17 protein-coding genes and 2 pseudogenes are annotated in these 20,753 nt (G+C 65.0%); 14 read left to right on the top strand and 5 right to left on the bottom strand.

Annotated elements, in window-relative coordinates; all coding sequences use genetic code 11:
• Nucleotides 1–25: 25 nt before the first annotated feature.
• Complete coding sequence (locus tag CDOO_RS09435) at nt 26–1,036, bottom strand: nicotinate-nucleotide--dimethylbenzimidazole phosphoribosyltransferase (RefSeq protein ID WP_051063972.1); 1,011 nt, start codon at nt 1,034–1,036, stop codon at nt 26–28.
• Between the two features lie 92 nt (nt 1,037–1,128).
• Nucleotides 1,129–1,839 (bottom strand): DUF3043 domain-containing protein, encoded by a 711-nt coding sequence (locus CDOO_RS09430; RefSeq protein WP_018020827.1) that lies wholly within the window; start codon nt 1,837–1,839, stop codon nt 1,129–1,131.
• Between the two features lie 259 nt (nt 1,840–2,098).
• Between CDOO_RS09430 and CDOO_RS09425 the strand changes: the two genes are divergently transcribed.
• A complete protein-coding gene (locus CDOO_RS09425) occupies nt 2,099–2,449 on the top strand; it encodes a HesB/IscA family protein (RefSeq protein WP_018020828.1) in 351 nt (116 codons plus the stop codon).
• 96 nt (nt 2,450–2,545) lie between these two features.
• Here the strand turns inward: CDOO_RS09425 and CDOO_RS09420 are convergent.
• Nucleotides 2,546–3,853: pseudogene (locus CDOO_RS09420) on the bottom strand (MFS transporter).
• A 794-nt stretch (nt 3,854–4,647) separates the two neighbouring features.
• Here CDOO_RS09420 and CDOO_RS14385 point away from each other — a divergent pair.
• The 5 genes and pseudogenes from CDOO_RS14385 to CDOO_RS09400 form a co-directional block, all read left to right on the top strand.
• Nucleotides 4,648–5,046 (top strand): annotated as a pseudogene (locus CDOO_RS14385) (sugar phosphate isomerase/epimerase family protein); the annotation flags it as partial.
• Nucleotides 5,047–5,092: 46 nt separating this feature from the next.
• Nucleotides 5,093–5,299 carry a hypothetical protein gene (locus CDOO_RS14380; protein ID WP_018020833.1) on the top strand — a complete coding sequence of 69 codons (207 nt, stop codon included), beginning with the start codon at nt 5,093–5,095 and terminating at the stop codon, nt 5,297–5,299.
• Nucleotides 5,300–5,312: 13 nt separating this feature from the next.
• Nucleotides 5,313–6,335, top strand: a complete 1,023-nt coding sequence (locus CDOO_RS09410) for a Gfo/Idh/MocA family protein (RefSeq protein WP_018020834.1) — start codon at nt 5,313–5,315, stop codon at nt 6,333–6,335.
• Nucleotides 6,328–7,491 (top strand): Gfo/Idh/MocA family protein, encoded by a 1,164-nt coding sequence (locus CDOO_RS09405; protein WP_018020835.1) that lies wholly within the window; start codon nt 6,328–6,330, stop codon nt 7,489–7,491. Before CDOO_RS09410 ends, CDOO_RS09405 begins: the two co-directional genes overlap by 8 nt.
• Nucleotides 7,491–8,342, top strand: a complete 852-nt coding sequence (locus CDOO_RS09400) for a sugar phosphate isomerase/epimerase family protein (protein ID WP_018020836.1) — start codon at nt 7,491–7,493, stop codon at nt 8,340–8,342. The genes CDOO_RS09405 and CDOO_RS09400 overlap by 1 nt, the downstream gene beginning before the upstream one ends.
• Before the next feature lie 21 nt (nt 8,343–8,363).
• On the opposite strand, the gene CDOO_RS09395 is transcribed toward CDOO_RS09400, so the two are convergent.
• Nucleotides 8,364–9,182, bottom strand: coding sequence for a MetQ/NlpA family ABC transporter substrate-binding protein (locus CDOO_RS09395; RefSeq protein WP_018020837.1), 819 nt, complete (start codon nt 9,180–9,182; stop codon nt 8,364–8,366).
• Between the two features lie 142 nt (nt 9,183–9,324).
• Entirely contained in the window at nt 9,325–11,253 is a 1,929-nt protein-coding gene (asnB, locus tag CDOO_RS09390) for an asparagine synthase (glutamine-hydrolyzing) (RefSeq protein ID WP_026159196.1), read from the bottom strand.
• Nucleotides 11,254–11,706: 453 nt separating this feature from the next.
• On the opposite strand from asnB, the gene ctaC reads away from it, so the two are divergent.
• The 8 genes from ctaC to CDOO_RS09350 all read left to right on the top strand — a co-directional run bounded on the left by ctaC (nt 11,707) and on the right by CDOO_RS09350 (nt 20,732).
• Nucleotides 11,707–12,777: an aa3-type cytochrome oxidase subunit II gene (gene ctaC, locus CDOO_RS09385; RefSeq protein ID WP_018020839.1), complete on the top strand. Its 1,071-nt coding sequence runs from the start codon at nt 11,707–11,709 to the stop codon at nt 12,775–12,777.
• A 47-nt stretch (nt 12,778–12,824) separates the two neighbouring features.
• Nucleotides 12,825–13,256, top strand: a complete 432-nt coding sequence (gene ctaF / locus CDOO_RS09380; RefSeq protein ID WP_026159198.1) for an aa3-type cytochrome oxidase subunit IV — start codon at nt 12,825–12,827, stop codon at nt 13,254–13,256.
• A 484-nt stretch (nt 13,257–13,740) separates the two neighbouring features.
• The gene (gene ctaE / locus CDOO_RS09375) at nt 13,741–14,355 is read left to right on the top strand and encodes an aa3-type cytochrome oxidase subunit III (RefSeq protein WP_428829103.1); all 615 of its coding nucleotides are present in this window, start codon (nt 13,741–13,743) and stop codon (nt 14,353–14,355) included.
• Nucleotides 14,356–14,507: 152 nt separating this feature from the next.
• A complete protein-coding gene (gene qcrC / locus CDOO_RS09370) occupies nt 14,508–15,317 on the top strand; it encodes a cytochrome bc1 complex diheme cytochrome c subunit (protein ID WP_425389153.1) in 810 nt (269 codons plus the stop codon).
• Complete coding sequence (gene qcrA, locus CDOO_RS09365; protein ID WP_018020843.1) at nt 15,314–16,534, top strand: cytochrome bc1 complex Rieske iron-sulfur subunit; 1,221 nt, start codon at nt 15,314–15,316, stop codon at nt 16,532–16,534. Before qcrC ends, qcrA begins: the two co-directional genes overlap by 4 nt.
• A complete protein-coding gene (gene qcrB / locus CDOO_RS09360; protein WP_018020844.1) occupies nt 16,534–18,174 on the top strand; it encodes a cytochrome bc1 complex cytochrome b subunit in 1,641 nt (546 codons plus the stop codon). The genes qcrA and qcrB overlap by 1 nt, the downstream gene beginning before the upstream one ends.
• Before the next feature lie 544 nt (nt 18,175–18,718).
• Nucleotides 18,719–19,348: a C40 family peptidase gene (locus CDOO_RS09355; RefSeq protein ID WP_018020845.1), complete on the top strand. Its 630-nt coding sequence runs from the start codon at nt 18,719–18,721 to the stop codon at nt 19,346–19,348.
• Between the two features lie 226 nt (nt 19,349–19,574).
• Entirely contained in the window at nt 19,575–20,732 is a 1,158-nt protein-coding gene (locus CDOO_RS09350) for an NlpC/P60 family protein (protein ID WP_018020846.1), read from the top strand.
• Nucleotides 20,733–20,753: the final 21 nt, after the last annotated feature.

Raw genomic sequence — 20,753 nt, 5'->3', positions numbered from 1 at the left:
CCCTGCACACCCCCTCGCCGGGGACCTACAGCTCGCTGTCCAGCTCCACCTCGGCCGAGCCCTCCGCGACGGCCCGCGCTCCCGCGTGGGCCGCTGCCTCGTCGGCGGCCAGCTCGCAGGCGGCGGCGATGAGTGGAAGCGCCGTCAGCGCGCCGGTCCCCTGCCCGGTGGACATGTTCAGCGCCACCAGTGGAGTCAGGCCGAGTTCACGGAGCGCGAGCAGGTGCGCGGGCTCGGGGGAGAGCTGGCCGGCGATGAACCACTCGCGGGCTCCGGGGGCGAGCAGGTCCGCGACGAAGGCCGCGGCCGTGACGGGGGCGCCGTCGAGAAGCACCGGCGTGCGCCGCGAGGCAGCCTGGCCGATGAATCCCACGAGCGCGGCGAAGTCGGGGGAGGAGACGGTGCGCAGGACCGCCAGGGGTTCGCGCCGGAGGCCGCGGGCGCGGAACATGGCGTCGCGAAGCACCGTGACCTTCCGCTTCCACATCTCATCCGTGGTCCCGGAGCCCGGACCCACCACCGCGACCGGCTCGGTGCCCGTGAGAACACCCATGACGACAGCAGCGACGGTGGTGAGACCCACCCCGAGATCACCGGGGACAAGCAGGTCGGCGCCGGCGTCGATCTCCTGGTCGGCTACCCGCTGACCGATCTCCAGCGCCCGGTGGAGATCCTCCGCGGTCATGGCGTCCGCGCGGTCGATGGGTGGGCAGGAGCGGGAGACCCGCTCGTCACCCCAGGCCTCGCGGTCGAGGCTGATGTCCACCAGCCGGACGGCCGAACCCGCGGCGCGGGCCAGGACGTGGACCGGGCCGCCGCCAGCCTGGATCTCCTCCGCGATCTCCACGGAGGCCGACGGGGAAAACGCGGAGATGTCGGATCCGCTGATGCCGTGGTCACCGGCGAAGATGACGGTCCGGGCCTGGGTGATGGGCGCGGGCGGGACGCTGGCCTGCCAGGAGGCCGCCAACGCGCCGACCTCGACGAGGCGGCCGTAGGAGAGGCCCCGGGGCGTGGACAGCAGGATCTCCCGCATGCGGTCGGCGCTCAGCGCGTCCGGCGCGGGGATGTCGGCGAAAATTGCGGCGTTGTTATCCACGGTGGCCCCAGTTTCTCTTCGCGGAGGAATCAGGCGTCCGCGCCGAGCTCAACCCGGGGGCGCGGGGTGCGCCAGCGGCGCGGCTGGGTGGCTCGGGAATAGGCGTAGAAGCCCAGCCGCCAGCTGGACTCCGAGGTCTCCGGGAAACGCTCCCGGACCGCGTTGTTCACGCGGCGGCCGATGATGAATCCCTCGATGAAGAAGGCCACGATGGCCACCATCATGACCGAGGTGATGATGGTGGAGAGGGTCGGCGAGAACGTGGAGATGAACAGCGACAGCAGCATCACCAGCGCAAACGGCATGAACAGGTTGTTGAAGAATCGGCGCGAGTCCACCCAGTCGCGGACGAAGGCGCGCTCCGCTCCCTGGTCCCGTGCCATGAGCACCTTGCCGGAGTCGAGACGCTCGCGCTCGGCGCGGTTGCGCTCCTGTGACTCGGCGCGCTCCTTGCGGCGGTACTCCTTCCACTCCTCCTTCGACATGGAGGCCTTGAGTTCCTTGCGCCGCTTGCCGGCGGTGGCCGGGGTCTGGCGATGGGGGTCGCGGATCACTCCGCGCTCGATCTCCTGCTCGCGGCGTTTCGGCGTCGGCCTGGCCTTCGGCGGGGTGTAACCCTTCGGCCGGGGCTGGCCGGCATGTCCGGTCCGTTCAGACTGTTCGGTCTCGCCGATGAGGGCGGACGCGGGGGTGGAGCCGGAGCCGGCGGAGTTCTCGGTTTTCTGCCACGGAAGTTTCACATTCACCAGGTTACAAGGCCTAAGGTCCGGTTCGGGAATGCGGGGGCTCGAGTCCGTGTTGAAGGGTTTGAACAGCCGCTGCTCGTCGGGGATTCCCCCGCGAGGGGAGCTGACACCCGTCCCGGGGTGGGAGTATAGTCGAATTCGGACAACGTCGTACATTCGCCACCGATCCAGAAGAAGAATCCCGCCTCACCGGCCGCATGTCTGACCAGACACCGCGCACCGGCCCAGCAGGAAAGCAGAAGGAGACAACATCATGACCGCACCCGCATCCGCATCCGCCACCGGCCTCGTTCTCACCGAAGCCGCCGCAGCTAAAGCCAAGGGGCTGCTGGATCAGGAAGGCCGCGACGACCTCTCGCTCCGCATCGCCGTGCAGCCCGGCGGCTGCGCCGGCCTCCGGTACCAGCTGTACTTCGATGACCGCACCCTCGACGGTGACAAGGTCGACACCATCGGCGGCGTGAACCTCGTCGTGGACAAGATGTCTGTGCCCTACCTCATGGGTGCCACCGTGGACTTCTCGGACACCATCGAGTCCCAGGGTTTCACCATCGACAACCCCAACGCAGGCGGCTCCTGTGCCTGCGGAGACTCGTTCAACTAGAACGCTGTCGCGTCACTGCGAACGCCCCCTCCGCCTGAACAGGCGGAGGGGGCGTTGTGTGTCGCGTGTGGGGGTTAGAGAGTCTCGATCTCGGCATCATCCACCGGGGCGGCGAGCCTGGAGGATGGCGACGTTCTCGTCGACCTTCTTTGTCTTCAGCGGGTAGAGAAAGAGCAGCGCGAGAGCGACGAGGATCGTGCCGACGGCGGGCACGACGTCGGCCAGCATGCAGATACCGTCGATCGCTTCCTGGCTCTGGGCCTGACCGGAAGATGCCAGGGTGGAGTCGAAATCAATCCAGGCCAGGCTGGCACCGACGAGGAAGCCGGCGAGTGCCTGGCCGAGCTTGCGGGCCCAGGAGTACACGGCGTAAACGGTGCCGTCATCGCGGGAGCCGGTGCGAACCTACTGGTAGTCGATGACGTCTGTGATCAGTGCCCAGATGAGGAAGTTGAAGACGCTGATGCAGAAGGTCGCCACCGCATAGAAGCTGATCCAGACCCAGGGGTTGTCGATCTTGAGGAAGTATGCCACGAGCATGAGGACGCCGGAGATGAGCATGGCCACGATGCCGACCTCGGCCTTGCCGAATCGGTGCGCGAGTATCGGGGCTAACACGATGAGCACCAGCGAAGGGGCCATGCCCAGCAGGGAGGCGGGCGACTGCAGCCGACCGTCGTTGTAGACGTCGAGGAACAGGTAGCCGAGCATGCCCATGAGGAACATCATGGACAGCAGCAGGCACAGCGCCGCGACGATGAGACCGAGCAGGGCGCGGTGGGAAATGACGGAACCTAGCATGGCGCCGATGCCGACGTGGGTCTCCTCGGCCGATTCTGTCCGGACGACCCGTTCGGTGACCAGCGAGTAGGGCAGTGCGTAACAGATGACAGCGAGGACGGAGCAGCCGACGGCCGACCACATCATGCGGTTACCCGAGAGGACGGAGACGCCGGCCTCGTTGGAGACGTAGACGATGAGCGGCAGCGCGGTGGTGATGGCGATGTTGGCTAGGGTGCCGCCGGTGGAGCGCCACACCGAGAGGTGCGCGCGGTCGTCCGGGTCAGCGGAGATGACGGAGGCCATGGAGCCGTAGGGGATATTGATGGCGGTGTAGGCCACGGAGCCCCACAGGAAGTAGGTGGCCACCATCCAGGTGACCTTTGCTCCGTAGGAGTCGAAGTCGGCGACAAACGACGCGTACATCAGCGCGGAGGCCACGGCCACAGGGATGGCGATTCACTTGATCCAGCGTTTGAAGCGGAACCCGGCAGCCTTGTTGGGGAGCCGGTCGACGATGATGCCCATGCCGACATCGGTGAATCCATCGACGATGCGAGCGACAAGCAGGAGGGTACCGACGTGGCCAGGGGTGATGCCCACGACGTTGGTGTAGAAGAGCATGAAGAACGAGGACTGGAGAAGGAACGTGAAATCGTTGCCGAAGTCGCCGAACATGTATCCGACCTTGTCGCGGATACCGAAGGGGCGGACGTCGCGTTCGACGGTGGTCGGGGTAGTGGTGGGGATCGCAGTACTTAAGGGGAACCTCCGGGGGGTCTGGACGGTTAGGGAATTAACCTGGTGTTAATTTGAACACGGAAAGTATGAATTCTGATACCATTTGACAAATATGTGTCGCGGTCGCATATGTACGGGGGGTAAAATTTCTGTGGGGAAACAATATTTCGAGCTTGCGACGGCCGGGCGGCCGGCGCGACCGGAGGGCCTTTCTGAGGTGATCCCCGCACCAGCAGTCGTTCTGGGGGAGTAGGTCGGTGCCTCTCGGGCGGCAAGAAGTTGCTGCTCCGTGGGGGTGGGGTGGGTGGGCGAATGGGGCGTCGATAAGCCGCGGTGGCGGGAGCGTTTCCCCGCAGAGGGGCGCCGGACGGGCCCGGGAAACTGCGGGGGTGAAAACAAAGATTCTCTACCTCGGTGGGGTCTGGGTGGGTAGGGTCAAAAAGTAATCCCAATGACCTCGGCCCAGCGATTGAGTTAGGAAACACATGTTCACCATCACCGGATTCGCGGATTAGATCGCCCACGAGCTCGACGAGCAGATCGCCCTGCTGACGAAGCTGGGCATCCGGCATGTGGAGTACCGCAGCGCCTGGCAGACCAAGGTGCTGGACCAGACCCCGGAGCAGTTGGCCTAGGCCAAGCGGGCCCTGGACGCGGCCGGGATCACCCTCTCGTCCGTGGGGTCCGACCTGGGCAAGATCCTCATCACCGACCCCTTCGAGGAACAGCTCGAGCGCGCCCGCCACGGCGTCGAGGTGGCCAGATACTTCGGCACCCGCTACATCCGGATGTTCTCCTTCTTCATCCCGGAGGGGGACAACCCCGCCGACCACCGCGACGAAGTCATCCGCGGCACCCGGGCCATGGTGGAGCTCGCGGAGGTGGGGGATGTCATCCTCCTGCACGAGAACGAGAAGGGAATCTACGGGGACTCCCCCCAGCGGGTCAGGGACCTCATCGCCACCATCGACTCGCCTAACTACCGGTCCATCTACGACGCGGCCAACTACGTGCAGACGGGATTTCGCCCCTTCGACGAGGCCTGGCCTGTGGTCGGGGAGTACGTCGACTACGTGCACGTCAAGGACGCGACCGTGCCCACCGGGAACACATCCGATCGGAGTGATCACCCCGGCGGGGCAGGGAGCCGGCCAGTACCCGGAGCTCCTGGCGCACCTCCGGGACGCCGGTTACGACGGGTTGGTCTCCATCGAACCGCACCTCGGCGACTTCGACGAGTTCGGCGGACTGTGCGGCCCCGACCTGTGGACCAGCGCATACGACGCGCTGACCGGCATCCTCGATTCCGTCGACGCCGAATACAAGTAGGAACGGAGGAGACATGACCAACATCGCCCTCGCCGGCTGCGGAGACGTGGCCACCGTGCACTTCGAGGCCGTCGACGCGCTCTCGGACGAGCTCGGGCTGAAACTCGTGGCCGTCGCCGACAGCAACCCCGACGCCGCCCGGGACGCCTCCGCCCGCACCGGGGCCAACGCCTACTCCGACCTCACCACCCTGCTGGCCGAGGAGGACATCGGCGTCCTGCACGTGACCACGCCCCACGACGAACATGTCGACCTCGTGCTCGAGGCGCTCGCGCCGGGTGTCCACGTCATCGTGGAAAAGCCGCTGGCCAACGAACTCCAGCACGCCCGGCGGCTGCTCGACTACCTGGCGGAGAACCCCGACGCACCGAAGGTCGGCGTGTGTTACCAGAACCGGTACAACGCCTCCTCGCGCGAGCTGCGCCGCCTGCTCGACTCCGGGGAGCTGGGTAACGTCAACGGGGCGTACGCCTCGGTCGTCTGGACCCGGACCCCAGGCCACTACACCGCGAAACCCTGGCGCGGACAGCAGCACCGCTCGGGCGGCGGACTGCTCATGAACCAGGCGATCCACACGCTCGACCTACTGCAGTGGCTGCTCGGCCCGGTCACCGACGTCAAGGGCATGGTCTCCACGGACAAGTACGGCGACGTCGTCGACGTGGAGGACACGGCCCACGCCTACTTCACCCACGACACCGTAGTGCGCACGAGCTTCTACGGCACGCTGACCAACTCCCGCCACCGGGCTGTCGAGATCGAGATCGACACCGCGAAGGCGCTCGTCGAGCTCAGCGACGGACTGACCGTGACCTGGAAGGACGGCCGCGTCGACCGTTACCAGGAGCGCACGCAGGACACGGAGGGAAGGAGTTACTGGGGGGTGAGTCACGAACTGCTCACCCGGGACTTCTACGAACAGCTGGACCGTCCGGGGGCCTTCTGGATCGGACCGAAGGAGGCGATGGCCTCGCTGGGCATCGCCAAAGCCATCTATTACTGGTCAGACAACCACACAAGGAGCACACATGAGTAACGATGTTCGCCTGGGCATCATCGGCCTGGGCGCCCAGGGTGGCATGTACGCCAACCTGCTGGAGGAGAACCGCATCGAGGGCATGACCCTCGGGGCCATCTGCAGCAGATCCCCGGAGAAGAAGAAGCGTGCCGACGAACTCGGGGTCCCGTTCTTCACGGATTACCGGGAGATGATCACCTCCGGCGAGGTCGACGCCGTGGTCACCACCGTGCCGCACTACCTGCACCCCGAGATGGGCATCTATGCACTGCAGAATGAGGTGCATGCGCTCGTCGAGAAGCCCGTCGGTCTGTACACCAAACAGGCCCGGGAACTCATCTCCATCGCAGAGACCACGCCCGGACTCAAGTTCGGTGTCTTCTTCAACCAGCGCACCAACCAGCTCTACAAGGACATCAAGGAGATCATGGACTCCGGTGAGCTGGGTAAACTGCGCCACACCTCCTGGCTGATCACCAACTGGTGGCGTCCGCAGGGTTATTACGACCAGTCCGACTGGCGCGCGACCTGGGGAGGAGAAGGTGGCGGCGTGCTGGTCAGCCAGGCGCCCCACCAGCTGGATCTCTGGCAGTGGATGTGCGGCGTGCCCCGGTCCGTCTTCGCCAAGGCCCAGTACGGATTCCGCCGCGACATCGTCGTGGAGGACGAGGTCATTGCGCTGGTCAGCTTCGACGACGGCGCCACCGGCACCTTCATCACCGCCACGCACGACATGGTCGGCACCGACCGCCTGGAGATTCTCCTGGACCGGGGCAAGATCGTCGTTGAGGACTCACAGAAGGTCACCATCACCCGCCTCAAGGAGGACGAGCAGGTGCTCTCCCGGGACATGGACATGGAGGCCGTGAAGAAACTCTTCACCGGCCAGATGGACATCGACCTCTACATGACCACCGAGACCACGGAATACGAGTCCCAGTGGGGCGCGCAGCACGCCGAGGTCCTGCGCAACTTCGCCGCCGCCATCAACGGCGAGGAAGAACTGCTCGCGCCGGGTGCCGACGGCATCCACGCCGTCCGCCTCGCCAACAGCATCCACCTGTCCTCCTGGACGGGCAAGGAGATCGACCTGACCGATTTCGACGAGAAGACCTACCTCGAGGAACTGAACAAGCGGATCCGCGAAGAGGGCAAGTTTGAGGAGCGTTCCTGATGGCTGACATGGGCGTACAGATGATGATGCTCAAGGACCAGGTCGCCGAGGAGGGCATGTACCCGGTCCTGGAGAAACTCAAAGAGCTGGACATCGCCTCCGTCGAGGTGTCCCAGATCCCCATGGACGAGGAGAACACCGCCGCGCTCAAGCGGGGGGTCCGAGAGCTGGGGATCGCCGTGGGTGCGCTGTCCGTGGCGCTCAAGCCCGGCCCCATGGCCAACAGCGACAACCTGCAGGAGCACTACGACAAGATCGTGGCCGACTGCCGACGCCTGGGGGTCAACTTCGTGCGCATCGGCATGATGCCCTTCGACGCGATGGTGTCGCTGGAGGCCACCGAGACGTGGGCCGCGGAAGTCGGGCCGTGGGCGGACAAGCTCGCCGCGGACGGCATCACCCTGTGTTACCACAACCACCACGTTGACCTGCACAAATACGCCAACGGTGAGCGCATCTTCGACGTCGTCCGCCGGGTCGCGCCGAACCTCCAGTTCGAGGTCGACCTGCACTGGGTCCAGCGCGGCGGCATGGCGCCCCTGGACATGCTCAAGGAGTACTCGGGCGTGTGCCGCCTCATCCACGTGAAGGACTACCGGGTGACCTCGCTCCCGCAGGAGGCGATGGACCTGTTCACCGAGGGCAGGGTGATGGAGGGTTACGACAAGTTCGTCAACATCATCGAGTTCGCCGAGGTGGGCCAGGGCAACATGAACTGGGCGGATCTCCTGCCCGCGGCGCAGGCTGCGGGCGCGGAGTTCTTCTTCATCGAGCAGGATCTCACCTACGGCCGTGACCCGTTCGACTGCATCCGGGACTCCCGGGAGTACCTGGCCTCCATCGGCTGGTAGCTCGCTTTTCGACGTCTCCTCCTAGTGGGTCGGGATGACCACCCCGTCGTATTCGGCGCGGATCCACTCGGCCATCTCGGGCGACTGCAGCGCGGACATGAGCTCGGCCACCTCCGCCGAATCGGCCGAGCCCGCGGAGGCGACCACGATGTTGCCGTACGGGCTGTTCTCCGCCGACTCGGTGAAGATGGCCAAGTCGACGATGCCTGCCTGCAGAGCGTAGTTGGAGCTCATCACCGCGGCGGTGACATCGGGGTCCTCCATGGCGTGGGGAACGACATCGTCCTCCACGCCGGTGATCTTCAGGTTCCGCGGGTTTTCCGCGATGTTGGCGTCGGTCAGCGCGGAAAGGCTCGCCACCCCGCTCCGGTCCAGGGTGAGCAGGCCGGCGTCCTCCAGGATGAGCAGCGCCCGGGCGTAGTCCGAGCCGGACTGGGGGACGAGGATCTGCGCGCCGTCGGGAATGTCCGCCACCGACTTCAGGTCGCGGGAGTAGATCGACTGGGGCTCGAGGTGCACGTCGCCGAGGTTGACCAGGTTCTCCACGTCGCTCTCGGCCACCCAGTCGTCGAAGAACGGGGTGTGCTGCAGGTAGTTGAGGTCGAGACTGCCGTTGGAGACGGCGATGTTGCCCTCCGCGGCCCGGGACATGATGGAGATGTCCAGATCGGTGTCACCGAGCATGCCCGCGTCCTCGGCGTGCTGGAGGATCTCCGCGTGCGGGGTTGACGAGGCGGCGATGCGCAGCGTCGTGGTGTCGTCTGCGTTAGAGCAGCCGGCGAGCGCGGCCGAGGCGGCCAGGGCGCAGGCCAGAGCGGAGAGGCGGAGGGTGGTTTTCACGGGTGATCCTTCAGTGGCGGGAACGGGTCAGAACTGGGAACTTTATGTTGCCGCGGCGGCCGGACCAGCCGATTTATTCACCCGGAAATGGCGGGACGCCCGCAGCCTGGGCGGCATACGGGCGTCGATAAGCGCCGTTCTTCTAGAGCTGGACGGGGTAGTCGCGCTGCTCCACCTGCGGGTCGATGCGCTTCTCGATGAAGATGCCGTGCCAGATCATGAACGCGATGACGGTCCACAGGCGACGGGAGTGGTCGGACACGCCGGCGCGGTGCTCGTCGAGCATCTCCAGGACCGCGGCCTTGTTGAAGATGTCGTCGGTCTGCGAGGCGTTGATTTGCTCCTGGGCCCAGCCGAAGAGCTCGTCACCCGCGAGCCAGTGGCGCATGGGCACGGGGAACCCGAGCTTCTTGCGGTGCAGCACGTGCGGCGGGACGATCTGCTCCAGGGCCTTGCGCAGCGCGTACTTGGTGGTGTTGTTGGCGATCTTCAGATCCGCCGGGATGGTCTGGGCGACCTCGAACACCTCCTTGTCCAGGAACGGGACACGCAGCTCGAGGGAGTTGGCCATGTTGATCTTGTCGGCCTTGACCAGGATGTCGCCGCGCATCCAGGTGAACAGATCCAGGTGCTGCATCCGGGCCACCGGGTCCATGCCCAGGCGCGCGGACTCGGCGTAGATCGGGGCGGTGACCTCGCGGTGGTCCCACTCGGGCTTGGCCCAGGGGATGACCCGCTGCAGCTGCTCGAAATTGAAGTTGCGCGCGTTGCCGTAGTAGCGGGACTCCATGGGCTGGGTGCCACGCTCGAGCAGCGACTTGCCCTTCATGCCCTCGGGCAGCACCCGGCTGAGGGTGTTCAGGCCCTTGAGCAGGGCGGACGGCACCTTGTCGAAGGGCGCGAGCGACAGTGGCTCCTTGTAGATGGTGTAGCCGCCGAACAGCTCGTCGGCGCCCTCACCGGACAGCACCACCTTGACGTGCTTACGGGCGGTCTCGGCGACGAAGTAGAGCGGGACCAGGGATGGATCGGCAACCGGATCATCGAGGTACCAGATGATCTTGGGGACCGCCGCGGCGTATTCCTCGGGAGAGACGATCTTGACGATGTGCTCGACCCCGATCGCCTCCGCCGTCTCCGCGGCGACATCGACCTCCGAGTAACCCTCGCGCTCGAAACCGGTGGTGAAGGTGAGCAGGTTGGGGTTGTGGCGCTTGGCCAGCGTCGCGATGGCACTGGAGTCGATGCCTCCGGAGAGGAAGCTGCCCACGGTGACATCGGCCCGCATGTGCTTGGCGACGGAATCCTCCAACGCGGCCGCGATCCGGTCGAAGAGCTCCTGCTCCCCGCCCTTGGGCACGGAGGTGACCTGGAAATTCGGGGTGAAGTAGCGCTCGGAAACGACCTCGCCGCCGGGGGAGAGCGTGACGGTGCAGCCGGATTCCACCCGGCGGATCGCGGAGTGCAGGGTCTCCGGTTCCGGGGTGTACTGCAGGTCGACGTAGTGCTCGATCGCCCGACGGTCAAGGCTGAGGTCGAGACCGATGGCGTCGGCCATCTCCAGGATGGACTTCTTCTCGGAGGCGAACACGGTGCCGGCCTCGGTGGTGGCGTAGAACAGCGGCTTGATGCCGAACTGGTCACGCGCGACAAACATCGACCGGGTCTCGGTGTCCCAGATGGCGAAGGCGAACATGCCACGCAGATGCTGCACGACCTCGGCGCCCCAGTGGTGGAACCCCACGACGATGGTCTCGGAGTCGCCCTCGGTGTGGAACGTCAGGCCGGCGGCCTGGAGTTCCTCGCGCAGCTCGATGAAGTTGTAGATCTCGCCGTTGAAGACCAGGGCGTAGCGCTCCGGGTTGTCCTCCGGGCCCCAGCGCAGCGGCTGGTGGGAGTGCTCGAGGTCGATGATGGCCAGGCGGTTGAAGCCGAACAGGGCGTCATCGTCGTGCCAGGTACCTGCGGCATCGGGGCCGCGGTGGCGCATGCAGGGCAGGGCACTGCTCATCGCATCGGTGTAGTCGCCGGCAGTGGCACCGGAGGTCAGCATTGCTACTAGGCCGCACATGAAGTGGAAGTACTCCTTATATATAAGGTCGTCGGCGAATGGCGGAGCCGCCACCGTCGTCGGACAGCTCCCCACACTCTAGATCCGGGCGGGCGGATCGGAGTAACGGCACTCCGAGCCTGCGCGGATGGCCGGGTGGTGATGGGTGGGATGGGGGAGCGGGGGCACTCGATCCCCGAATAGGTGCAAACTTTCGGATGATGGGGCGGGCGAGGGGTTGTGAATTGGAATACAGGCCTCTGCCACCGGTTTCCTCCGTCATTCGCCGCCACCTGCAACGGGGCTGGGAAACCCCGGCCAACCCGCGGGGTGGATATCGGTGGCCGGGGAAAATCCCGCTCCCCGACAAAGCGAAAGTTCCGCGGTTCATCCACTATCCTGCAAAGGTAGGAATGCATAAGCACGGCATTCACATGAGTGTGGACAGGAAGGCAGACACACGTGGAACAGCGAATGAAGCGCGGAATCGCCCGCAAGGCCGGTTTCGGCGCATCCATCGTCCTGGGCGCCGTCGCCCTGGTCGGTTGTGACGTGGCAATGCCTTCGGGCATGGCCAACATCCTCGATATGGGGTGGCCGGATCCGGTGACCCCTGAGGGCCAGTCGATGTACAACTTCTGGGTGTGGGTCTGGCTCGCAGCCTGGACCATCGGCGCTATCATGTGGGGCCTTATGCTCACGGCCATCTTCTCCTGGAACCGTAAGGCCCAGGAGAAGCGTGGCAAGGGTGAGTTCCCGCGGCAGCTGCAGTACAACATCCCGCTCGAACTCGTGCTGACGGTGGTTCCTATCCTCATCGTCATGACCCTGTTCTTCTTCACGGTGCAGACGCAGCAGAAGGTCATTGCTCTGGACAAGAACCCCGAGGTCACAGTCGACGTCACCGCGTTCCAGTGGAACTGGAAATTCGGCTACGCTGACGTTTCGGGGAATCTTATGCCGAACGGCCAAGCGTACGTCGGTACTGACGAGGAGCGCCAAGCTCTCGCAGAGGAGTCTGCTCGTGATCCCGAAGACATGAAGAATGCCAACCCGATCCATGGCGAGTCGATGGGCGATCAGTCGTATCTCAACTTTAACGAAATTGAGACCCTCGGCACGACTGAGGAGATCCCGGTTATGGTCCTCCCCGCCAACACCCCGGTTGAATTCCGTCTCGCCTCTGGAGACGTCTCTCACGGCTTCTGGGTCCCCGAATTCCTGTTTAAGCGCGACGTGTACGCCCACCCGGAGTCCAACCAGCAGGAGCGTGCCTTCCAGATCGAGTCCATCGAGCCTGGTGCCTACGTCGGCCGCTGTGCCGAGATGTGCGGTACCTACCACGCCATGATGAACTTCGAGCTGCGTGTCGTCTCCCCGGAGGCCTTCACCGAGTACATGGAGTTCCGTACCGCTAACCCGGACGCACCCAACTCGGAGGCGCTCGCCGCCATCGGCGAAGAGCCCTTCGCCACCACCACCCAGCCCTTCAACTCCGACCGCCAGACCCGCGACGGCGACAACGCAGTCCAGCTGGGCGCATAGCTCCCCGCTCTTCACCTCACGGCATCAAGAAATAAGGAGAAAAGAAAATGCGTCCCGGTGCAAAAGTCATGTTCTCGATCGCAGCCTTCCTCGGCGTGGTCACCGTCATCTACATTCTGGGCACCATGTGGGTCCAGGATGACGCCTACCTCTACGGCATGGAATGGGCCGGAGGGCCGGCGCTGCTGCTCTCCTTCGTTATGGCCATGATGCTGGGTGCTTACATCCAGTTCACCACCAACCGCATGGATCTGCTCCCCGAGGACTTCGAGGAGGCGGAAGTCGAAGACGCAGCCGGAACGCTCGGCTTCTTCTCGCCCAGTTCCATCTGGCCCTTCGCCATGGCCGTCTCTATCGCTGTGCTCGGCTACGGCATCATCTTCTTCTACTTCTGGATGATCGCCCTCGGTGCCATCATGCTCGTCTGGGCCTGCACCATGCTCTCGCTGCAGTACGGCCTGCCGAAGGAAAAGCACTAATTACTTGCCTCCTGTCTCAAGAACTCGCCGCTTCCCCCGTGGAGCTGCGGGTTTTCTGCTTCCCATGTCAGGTTGGAGTGACCACGTTGTGTCGCGCAGGGGCAGGGTCGTTGCGAGAAATGCCTCGGGGGCCTGTCCGAGGTGGGGGTCATCCAAAAGTTGGTGACGGTGAGGGTGCCGCCGAAAAGAGAGTGACATCAATCTCTTTGGGCACATCGCCGAACCTGCCAAGTGGGCGCGGCGCAGGCGCTAGAATGAATGCCAGAGTATGCGCGATGAGCGGTGGGGGACCGTGGAAGCGCTGACCAGCGGGGACGATTCCGATTCACGCGTCGGACAGCCGGGGGAAAAGTTCCGGACGACCCAAAAAAAACTGCCCCGAGGACGCAAATCTACAGAAACCGCAGGTGAGCCGACGCGGGATGGAAAATCTTCGGGGGTAGTCAAGGTGACTTCTGGGCACATTCCCGCCATACTGTTATGCGTGACGAGCGCAGTAACTAACCCAAGCATGGCAGCACCACAGCGTGTGCCCGCACTGAACCGACCCAACATGGTCAGTGTCGGCACCATTGTGTTCCTGTCCCAGGAATTAATGTTCTTCGCCGGACTGTTCGCGATGTACTTCACGTCGCGTGCGAACGGCCAGGCAGGCGACTGGGCGGAACATACCGCCCATCTCAACGTGGTTCTCGGTGCCATCATCACCGCGATCCTCCTCGCCTCCTCCGTGACTTCGCAGTTCGGCGTCTTCGCAGCTGAGAAGGGAGATGTATACGGACTTCGAAAGTGGTACGCCGCGACGATCGCGCTGGGCGTGATCTTCCTCGGCCTGGTCGGCTTCGAGTACTCCGAGATGATCCGGGAGGGCATTACGATCCAGGGCAGTGTCTACGGATCGGTGTTCTACATCATCACCGGATTCCACATGGCCCACGTCATCGGCGGCCTCCTGGCCTTCGTGGTGATCCTCCTCCGCGTGGGTAAGTCGAAGTTTACGCCGGCACAGGCCACCGCCGCCATGGCCGTGTCCTACTACTGGCACTTCGTCGACGTGATCTGGATCGGCGTCTTCACCATCCTCTACCTGATTCAGTAGTTCACCCCGGGCCCGGTTCGCCGGCCCAGGCCAGACACTGACTTCTCCACCTTCACAGCACACAAGGGAAATCGATGGATACCAATTCCAACTCCGCACCAGAGCAGGGCACAGCCTCTGTCGCGGTGAAGCAGTCCCGTCGTCGCCGCAAGATGCGCAAGACCGCCGCAGGCGCAGCCGCGCTGACGGTCGGGCTCACCGGTGCCGGCGTCCTCGCTACGGCGCTGACCCCCGACGCCCAGGTCGCCACCGCGCAGCTCGACGATCAGGCGATGATCCAGGAGGGCAAAGACATCTACGATGTCGCCTGCATCACCTGCCACGGCGCCAACCTGCAGGGCGTCCAGGACCGCGGGCCCTCTCTCGTCGGAGTCGGTTCCGGCTCCGTCTACTTCCAGGTCCACTCCGGCCGTATGCCGATGATGTCCAACGACGCGCAGGCGGAGCGCAAGACCCCGCGCTACACGGAGCAGCAGACCCTGGCACTCGCTGCCTACGTCGCCGCCAACGGTGGCGGTCCCGGCCTGGTCACCAACGAAGACGGTTCGATCGCCATGGAGGAACTCCGTGGCGCGAACTACGACGGCCAGACCCAGGCCGGCGACGTCGCCCGCGGTTCCGAGCTCTTCCGCCTGAACTGCGCGTCCTGCCACAACTTCACCGGTCGCGGCGGCGCGCTGTCCTCCGGCAAGTACGCCCCGGGTCTCGACCCCGCGAACGAGCAGGAGATCTACCAGGCCATGCTCACCGGCCCGCAGAACATGCCCCGGTTCTCCGATCGCCAGCTGACGGCGGACGAGAAGAAGGACATCATCGCCTTCATCAAGTCCTCCAAGGAGACCAGCAGCCCCGGCGGCTGGGGCCTGGGTGGCCTCGGCCCCGTCTCTGAGGCGCTGGCAATGTGGCTCATCGGTATCACCGCTCTTATCGGAGCAGCTATGTGGATTGGATCGCGCTCATGAGCAACGACGTGAAGAAGACTTACACGGAGAAAGAACTCGCGTCGATGAGCCAGGCCGAACTGGCCGCTCTCGGCACCGAGATGGACGGCGTCACCGTAGCGTTCCGTAAGGATCGGTGGCCGGTGGAGAACGACCCCAACGAGAAGCGTGCCGCCAACGGCGTCGCCATTTGGCTGGCCATCTCCATCCTGGCGGCCCTGGGATTCCTGGCCACCTACCTCTTCTGGCCGTGGCACTACCGTGCGCTCGGCGATGAGGGCCACGTCTTCCACACCCTTTACACCCCGATGCTCGGCCTCACCGCTGGCATCGCCATCCTCGCCCTAGGCATGGGCGTGAACCTCTACGTCAAGGGGTTCATCCCCGAGGAGATCTCCATCCAGCGGCGCCACGACGGCCCGTCGGACGAGGTCGACCGTCGCACCGTGACGGCACTGCTTAACGACGCCTGGACCACCTCCACGCTGGGTCGACGCACGGCCATCAAGGGTCTGCTCGGCGGTGCCGGTCTGCTCTTCGGCCTCGTCGTGGTCGCCCCCCTGGGCGGAGCCATCAAGAACCCGTGGCGCGCCCACGAGCTCGACTACAACGGAGACGGCACGCTGTGGACCTCCGGCTGGACGCTGCAGGAGAAGGGCGTCAAGCTCTACCTCGCCCGTGACATCGGCACCATCGCCGAGAAGTACGAGGGGGAGAGCGGCACTCACTTCACCACTGCCGGTCTGAGCCGACTGGTTCGCGTTCGCCCCGAAGACCTCTCTTCCGGTGCGATGGAGACGGTGTACCCCTTGGCCGAAGAGGACGTGAACGACGGCGACCGGTACAACCCGGAGTCGCACGCCTACGAGAACCACATGCACTCAATTCACGGCCCGCGAAATGCTGTCATGCTGATCCGCCTGCGTAACAGTGATGCCGAGCGTGTCATCGAGCGTGAGGGCCAGGAGAGCTTCCACTACGGCGACTACTACGCGTACTCGAAGATCTGTACCCACATCGGCTGCCCGACCTCGCTCTACGAGGCGCAGACGAACCGCATTCTCTGCCCGTGCCACCAGTCGCAGTTCGACGCTCTGCAGCACGGCAAGCCGATCTTCGGTCCCGCCGCGCGCGCACTGCCGCAGCTCCCGATCACGATCGACGAAGAGGGTTATCTCATCGCCGAGGGCAACTTCATCGAACCCCTCGGCCCGGCATTCTGGGAGCGTAAGTCCTAATGAGCAAGAAACCCGACAACCGCATGGCGGCTGCCGCGAACAACATCGACTCGCGCTACACCGTGGCCGGTCTGCTTCGCCCGCAGCTCAACAAAGTCTTCCCGACCCACTGGTCGTTCATGCTCGGTGAGGTGGCCCTCTACAGCTTCATCATCCTGCTGCTGACCGGTGTCTACCTGGCACTCTTCTTCGACCCGTCGATCACCAAAGTGATCTACGACGGGGGATACCTCCCGCTCAATGGCGTCGAGATGTCCCGCGCCTACGCCACCGCACTAAACATCTCCTTCGAGGTCCGCGGTGGACTGTTCATCCGTCAGATGCACCACTGGGCCGCACTGATGTTCATGATGTCCATGGTCGCCCACATGCTCCGCATCTTCTTCACCGGCGCGTTCCGTCGCCCGCGTGAAGCCAACTGGATCATCGGCTGCACCCTGATCCTCATGGGCATGATCGAGGGCTTCCTCGGTTACTCCCTCCCGGACGACCTTCTCTCCGGCGTCGGCCTGCGCATCATGTCGGCCATCATCATCGGCCTGCCGATCGTGGGCACCTGGCTCCACTGGGCGATCTTCGGCGGCGACTTCCCGTCCGACCTCATGCTGGACCGCTTCTACATCCTTCACGTCCTGGTTCTCCCGGGTCTGATCCTCGCGCTCATCGCGGCCCACCTGCTGCTGGTCTGGTACCAGAAGCACACCCAGTTCCCCGGGCCGGGACGCACCGAGAACAACGTCGTGGGTATCCGCATCATGCCGGTGTTCGCCACCAAGGCCATCGGCATGGGTCTCATCACCGCCGGCGTGCTTGCCCTGATGTCCGGTCTCACCACGATCAACGCCATCTGGACCCTCGGCCCGTACAACCCCTCGCAGGTCTCCGCGGGCTCCCAGCCTGACGTGTACATGCTGTGGACGGACGGCCTCGCCCGAGTCATGCCGGCGTGGGAGCTCTACCTGGGCAACTACACCATCCCGGGCGCGTTCTGGGTCATGCTCGTGGCCGGCGCCATGGTCGGACTGCTCATGGCCTACCCGTGGATCGAGAAGTGGGCCACCGGCGACGATGCGCACCACAACCTGCTGCAGCGCCCCCGCGACGCCCCGACGCGTTCCGGCATCGGCGCAATGGCCATCACGTTCTTCGCGCTGGTGACCATCTCCGGCGGTAACGACCACGTGGCGCACTTCTTCCAGGTGTCGCTGAACGCGATGACGTGGTTCGGCCGCATCGGCCTGGTCATCCTCCCGCCGCTGGCGTACTTCATCACCTACCGCATTTGCGTCTCCCTGCAGCGCAACGACCGCGAGGTGCTGGAGCACGGCATCGAGACCGGCACGATCAAGATGCTGCCCAACGGCGCGTTCATCGAGATCCACCAGCCCCTGGGCAAGGTCGACGCCCACGGTCATGCGATCCCGCTGGAGTACGCGGGCGCCCGGGTTCCGAAGCAGCTCAACGAGCTCGGCCTGGCCGACTCCCAATCGCACGGTGGCTGGTTCTCGCCCGACTCCGACGCCATCGCTGCAAAGCGTCAGGCACACGTGGACGAGAACGCCCACGAGGAGCATCAAATGTTCGAGAACCTCACCGAGGCGAACCGCGAGCAGGATCGCCGCAACGGCTTCCTGGACTAACAGCAGCCGCGTCGATCAGCCAGAAATCCCCGCCCTCACGCACCAGCGTGACGGCGGGGATTTTTGCTGTTCCGGGGACATAGGTCAAGCATGTGACGAAGGACACATCAACGTCGTCTGGCGTCCCCGTCGCCTGGGGTGGCGTGCCGAGCTGGTCGCGCGGGCGGCGCCAAACGCTCCGGTCAGCGGCTTTTTGCTGGCCAAGTGAGGCCTCGTCACTGACCGTGCAAATGGGCCGATCCAATGGTGGAGGAATGGTCTCCATTGCATTACGGACTGATAACGAAGCCTGCGGCTGGACATGTTTGTTGCAATTTCGTAACCTATTCGAGACATTGCGGATAGCCACAGGGTCCCGCAGTCCGAACTGAACAGTAATGCCGAACTCTCTCGGCCATCGTCCCGGCAATGGGGACGGGCCGAGGGAACTGGGATATACGAGCGGAACCCGATCCGGGTACCGCGAGTGGCTAAGGGTGAGCTTCCTCTCGGAGGCTCTCCTCGAGCAGCCCGGTCGGCAAACAAATGAGTTGGAGATTTTTTCGTGGCCAAGCACCGTAGTCAGAACGCCGGCACCACCCGCCGTATCGCCGCAGCATCCGCTGCGGTCGCCACCATGAGCGTTCTTACCCCCGGTATCGCCTCCGCCGCCGAGGTTGCCGTTCCCGGCACCGGTTTCGGTGTCGAGGTTCAGGGCGTTGAAAACATCCCGGGTGTCGCAAACATCCCGGGCGTCGAGCAGTACATCCCGTCTCTCGCAGGCCAGGCCGCTCCGGCGGTCGAGGCTTTCACCGCAGCTGCCGCCCCGGTCACCGCTGCAGCCCCCACCTCCGGCAACCAGGCCGTCGTTGACGCCGTCCGCTCCAAGGTCGGTGCCCCCTACGTCTACGGCGCAGCCGGCCCCAGCGCTTTCGACTGCTCCGGTCTGACCTCCTGGGCCTACGCCCAGTCCGGCAAGACCATCCCCCGTACCTCGCAGGCCCAGGCCGCTGCCGGCCAGCAGGTGGCCATCAGCGACCTGCAGCCGGGCGACATCATCGCCTACTACGGTGGCGCCTCCCACGTGGCCATCTACACCGGCAACGGCATGATGATCGACGCACTGAACTCCGGTTCCCCCGTCACCGAGCGCCCGATCGACTACATGCCGATCCACTCCGCGTTCCGCTTCTAGTCTGCGCGGCCGCTGAGACTACGCTCCCACGGCCGCCAGGCCTCATGGCCTCCTTACCTCCGCTTATCGGCGAGGTGAGGGGGCCATTTCGCCCACCGGGCCCTGCTGGCGCGTGCCCGGTGTGTGAAGTACGATCATCCGTGAATGCACCGGCGCCGCTCATCGCTGCTGGTCCCCGCGCCGCCCGCCTCCCCAGGCCCGGGCCGCTCCTCAGAGAGTCAGATTCTTGAACAAGCCTCACCTCCGCTTTGCCCGTGCACGTTCCCTGGCCGTCGTCGCCGCCTTCTCCGCCACCGCCGTAGGGGGCACCTCGTTCATCTCCGCTTCCGCGGGTGCGGACGACGTGGACACCATGATCTCCAACATGGAGGAGCTCTCCCGCGAGTCGGCCGCGGCCAATGAGCAGGTGCTCGCCCTCGAGGAGCAGATCGACGAGACTGGCGATCTGATCGAGGATTCCCAGCTCAAGGTCGATGCCTCCACCGCGGCGACGGCGGGTGCCGGTGCAGAGCTGGCTCGCCTGGACGAAGAGGCGGCAGGCGCTGCGGCGCTCGCGGATGCGGCTCGCGCCTCGCAGGATGCGGTCCAGTCGAAGCTTGACGATCTCGCGTCGGCGACCTACCGCGGTGTGGTGGTCGACCCGCTGACCAACGCGGCCCGCGCCGAGGACCCGCAGTCGATGATCGACCGGGTCTCCTACATGGGAGTCCTGGCCGATGACGCCAGCGAGGAACTCTCCCAGCTGAAGTCCGACAATGTCGAGGCCGGGCAGTTGGCCACGCGGGCGAACGCCGCCGTCGCGGAGGCCGCGTGGGTTCGCTCGCAGCTCGCGAACAACCAGCGTGAGGCCGAGACCGCCCATAACGATCTCGAACGCCACCAGGCAGAGCTCGAGGCCCAGCGCGCAGATCTCGCCGCCCAGCAGGCCGCCCTGCAGGAGCAGGTCGCCGCAGTCCAGTCCCAGGTCGACGCGCTTGACCCGGCCCTGCTGTCCAGGTGGCAGAACAAGGACAACCCGCTCACCCCGAACACCGCCGGCGTCGGTGCTGACGGCGCCGTCGCCTCCGCGCTCACCCGCCTGGGTGCCCCGTACTCCTGGGGTGCTGCCGGCCCGGACGCCTTCGACTGCTCGGGACTGATGTTCTGGTCGTACCAGCAAGAGGGCAAGTCCATCCCGCGTACCTCCCAGGCACAGCTCGCCGGGGGCACGCCCGTGTCCCGGGCGGAGCTCCAGCCGGGTGACATCGTGGGTTACTACCCCGGAGTCACGCACGTGGCCATGTACATCGGCAACGGTCAGGTGGTCCACGCCTCGGACTACGGCATTCCCGTTCAGGTGGTCTCGGTAGACTCCATGCCGTTCCAGGGCGCAGCCCGGTACTAGCCCGGGCGGGGAGGCTGGCTC

This window comes from Corynebacterium doosanense CAU 212 = DSM 45436 (assembly GCF_000767055.1).
GTDB lineage: Bacteria > Actinomycetota > Actinomycetes > Mycobacteriales > Mycobacteriaceae > Corynebacterium > Corynebacterium doosanense.
This window is presented reverse-complemented; position numbering and strand designations above follow the sequence as displayed.

Coding starts and splice junctions, on each gene's coding strand:
- CDOO_RS09435 (WP_051063972.1), bottom strand. CDS start 1,036: ATGCGGGAGATCCTGCTGTCCACGCCCCGGGGCCTCTCCTACGGCCGC.
- CDOO_RS09425 (WP_018020828.1), top strand. CDS start 2,099: ATGACCGCACCCGCATCCGCATCCGCCACCGGCCTCGTTCTCACCGAA.
- CDOO_RS09410 (WP_018020834.1), top strand. CDS start 5,313: ATGACCAACATCGCCCTCGCCGGCTGCGGAGACGTGGCCACCGTGCAC.
- CDOO_RS09405 (WP_018020835.1), top strand. CDS start 6,328: ATGAGTAACGATGTTCGCCTGGGCATCATCGGCCTGGGCGCCCAGGGT.
- CDOO_RS09400 (WP_018020836.1), top strand. CDS start 7,491: ATGGCTGACATGGGCGTACAGATGATGATGCTCAAGGACCAGGTCGCC.
- asnB (WP_026159196.1), bottom strand. CDS start 11,253: ATGTGCGGCCTAGTAGCAATGCTGACCTCCGGTGCCACTGCCGGCGAC.
- ctaC (WP_018020839.1), top strand. CDS start 11,707: ATGAAGCGCGGAATCGCCCGCAAGGCCGGTTTCGGCGCATCCATCGTC.
- ctaF (WP_026159198.1), top strand. CDS start 12,825: ATGCGTCCCGGTGCAAAAGTCATGTTCTCGATCGCAGCCTTCCTCGGC.
- qcrC (WP_425389153.1), top strand. CDS start 14,508: ATGCGCAAGACCGCCGCAGGCGCAGCCGCGCTGACGGTCGGGCTCACC.
- qcrA (WP_018020843.1), top strand. CDS start 15,314: ATGAGCAACGACGTGAAGAAGACTTACACGGAGAAAGAACTCGCGTCG.
- qcrB (WP_018020844.1), top strand. CDS start 16,534: ATGAGCAAGAAACCCGACAACCGCATGGCGGCTGCCGCGAACAACATC.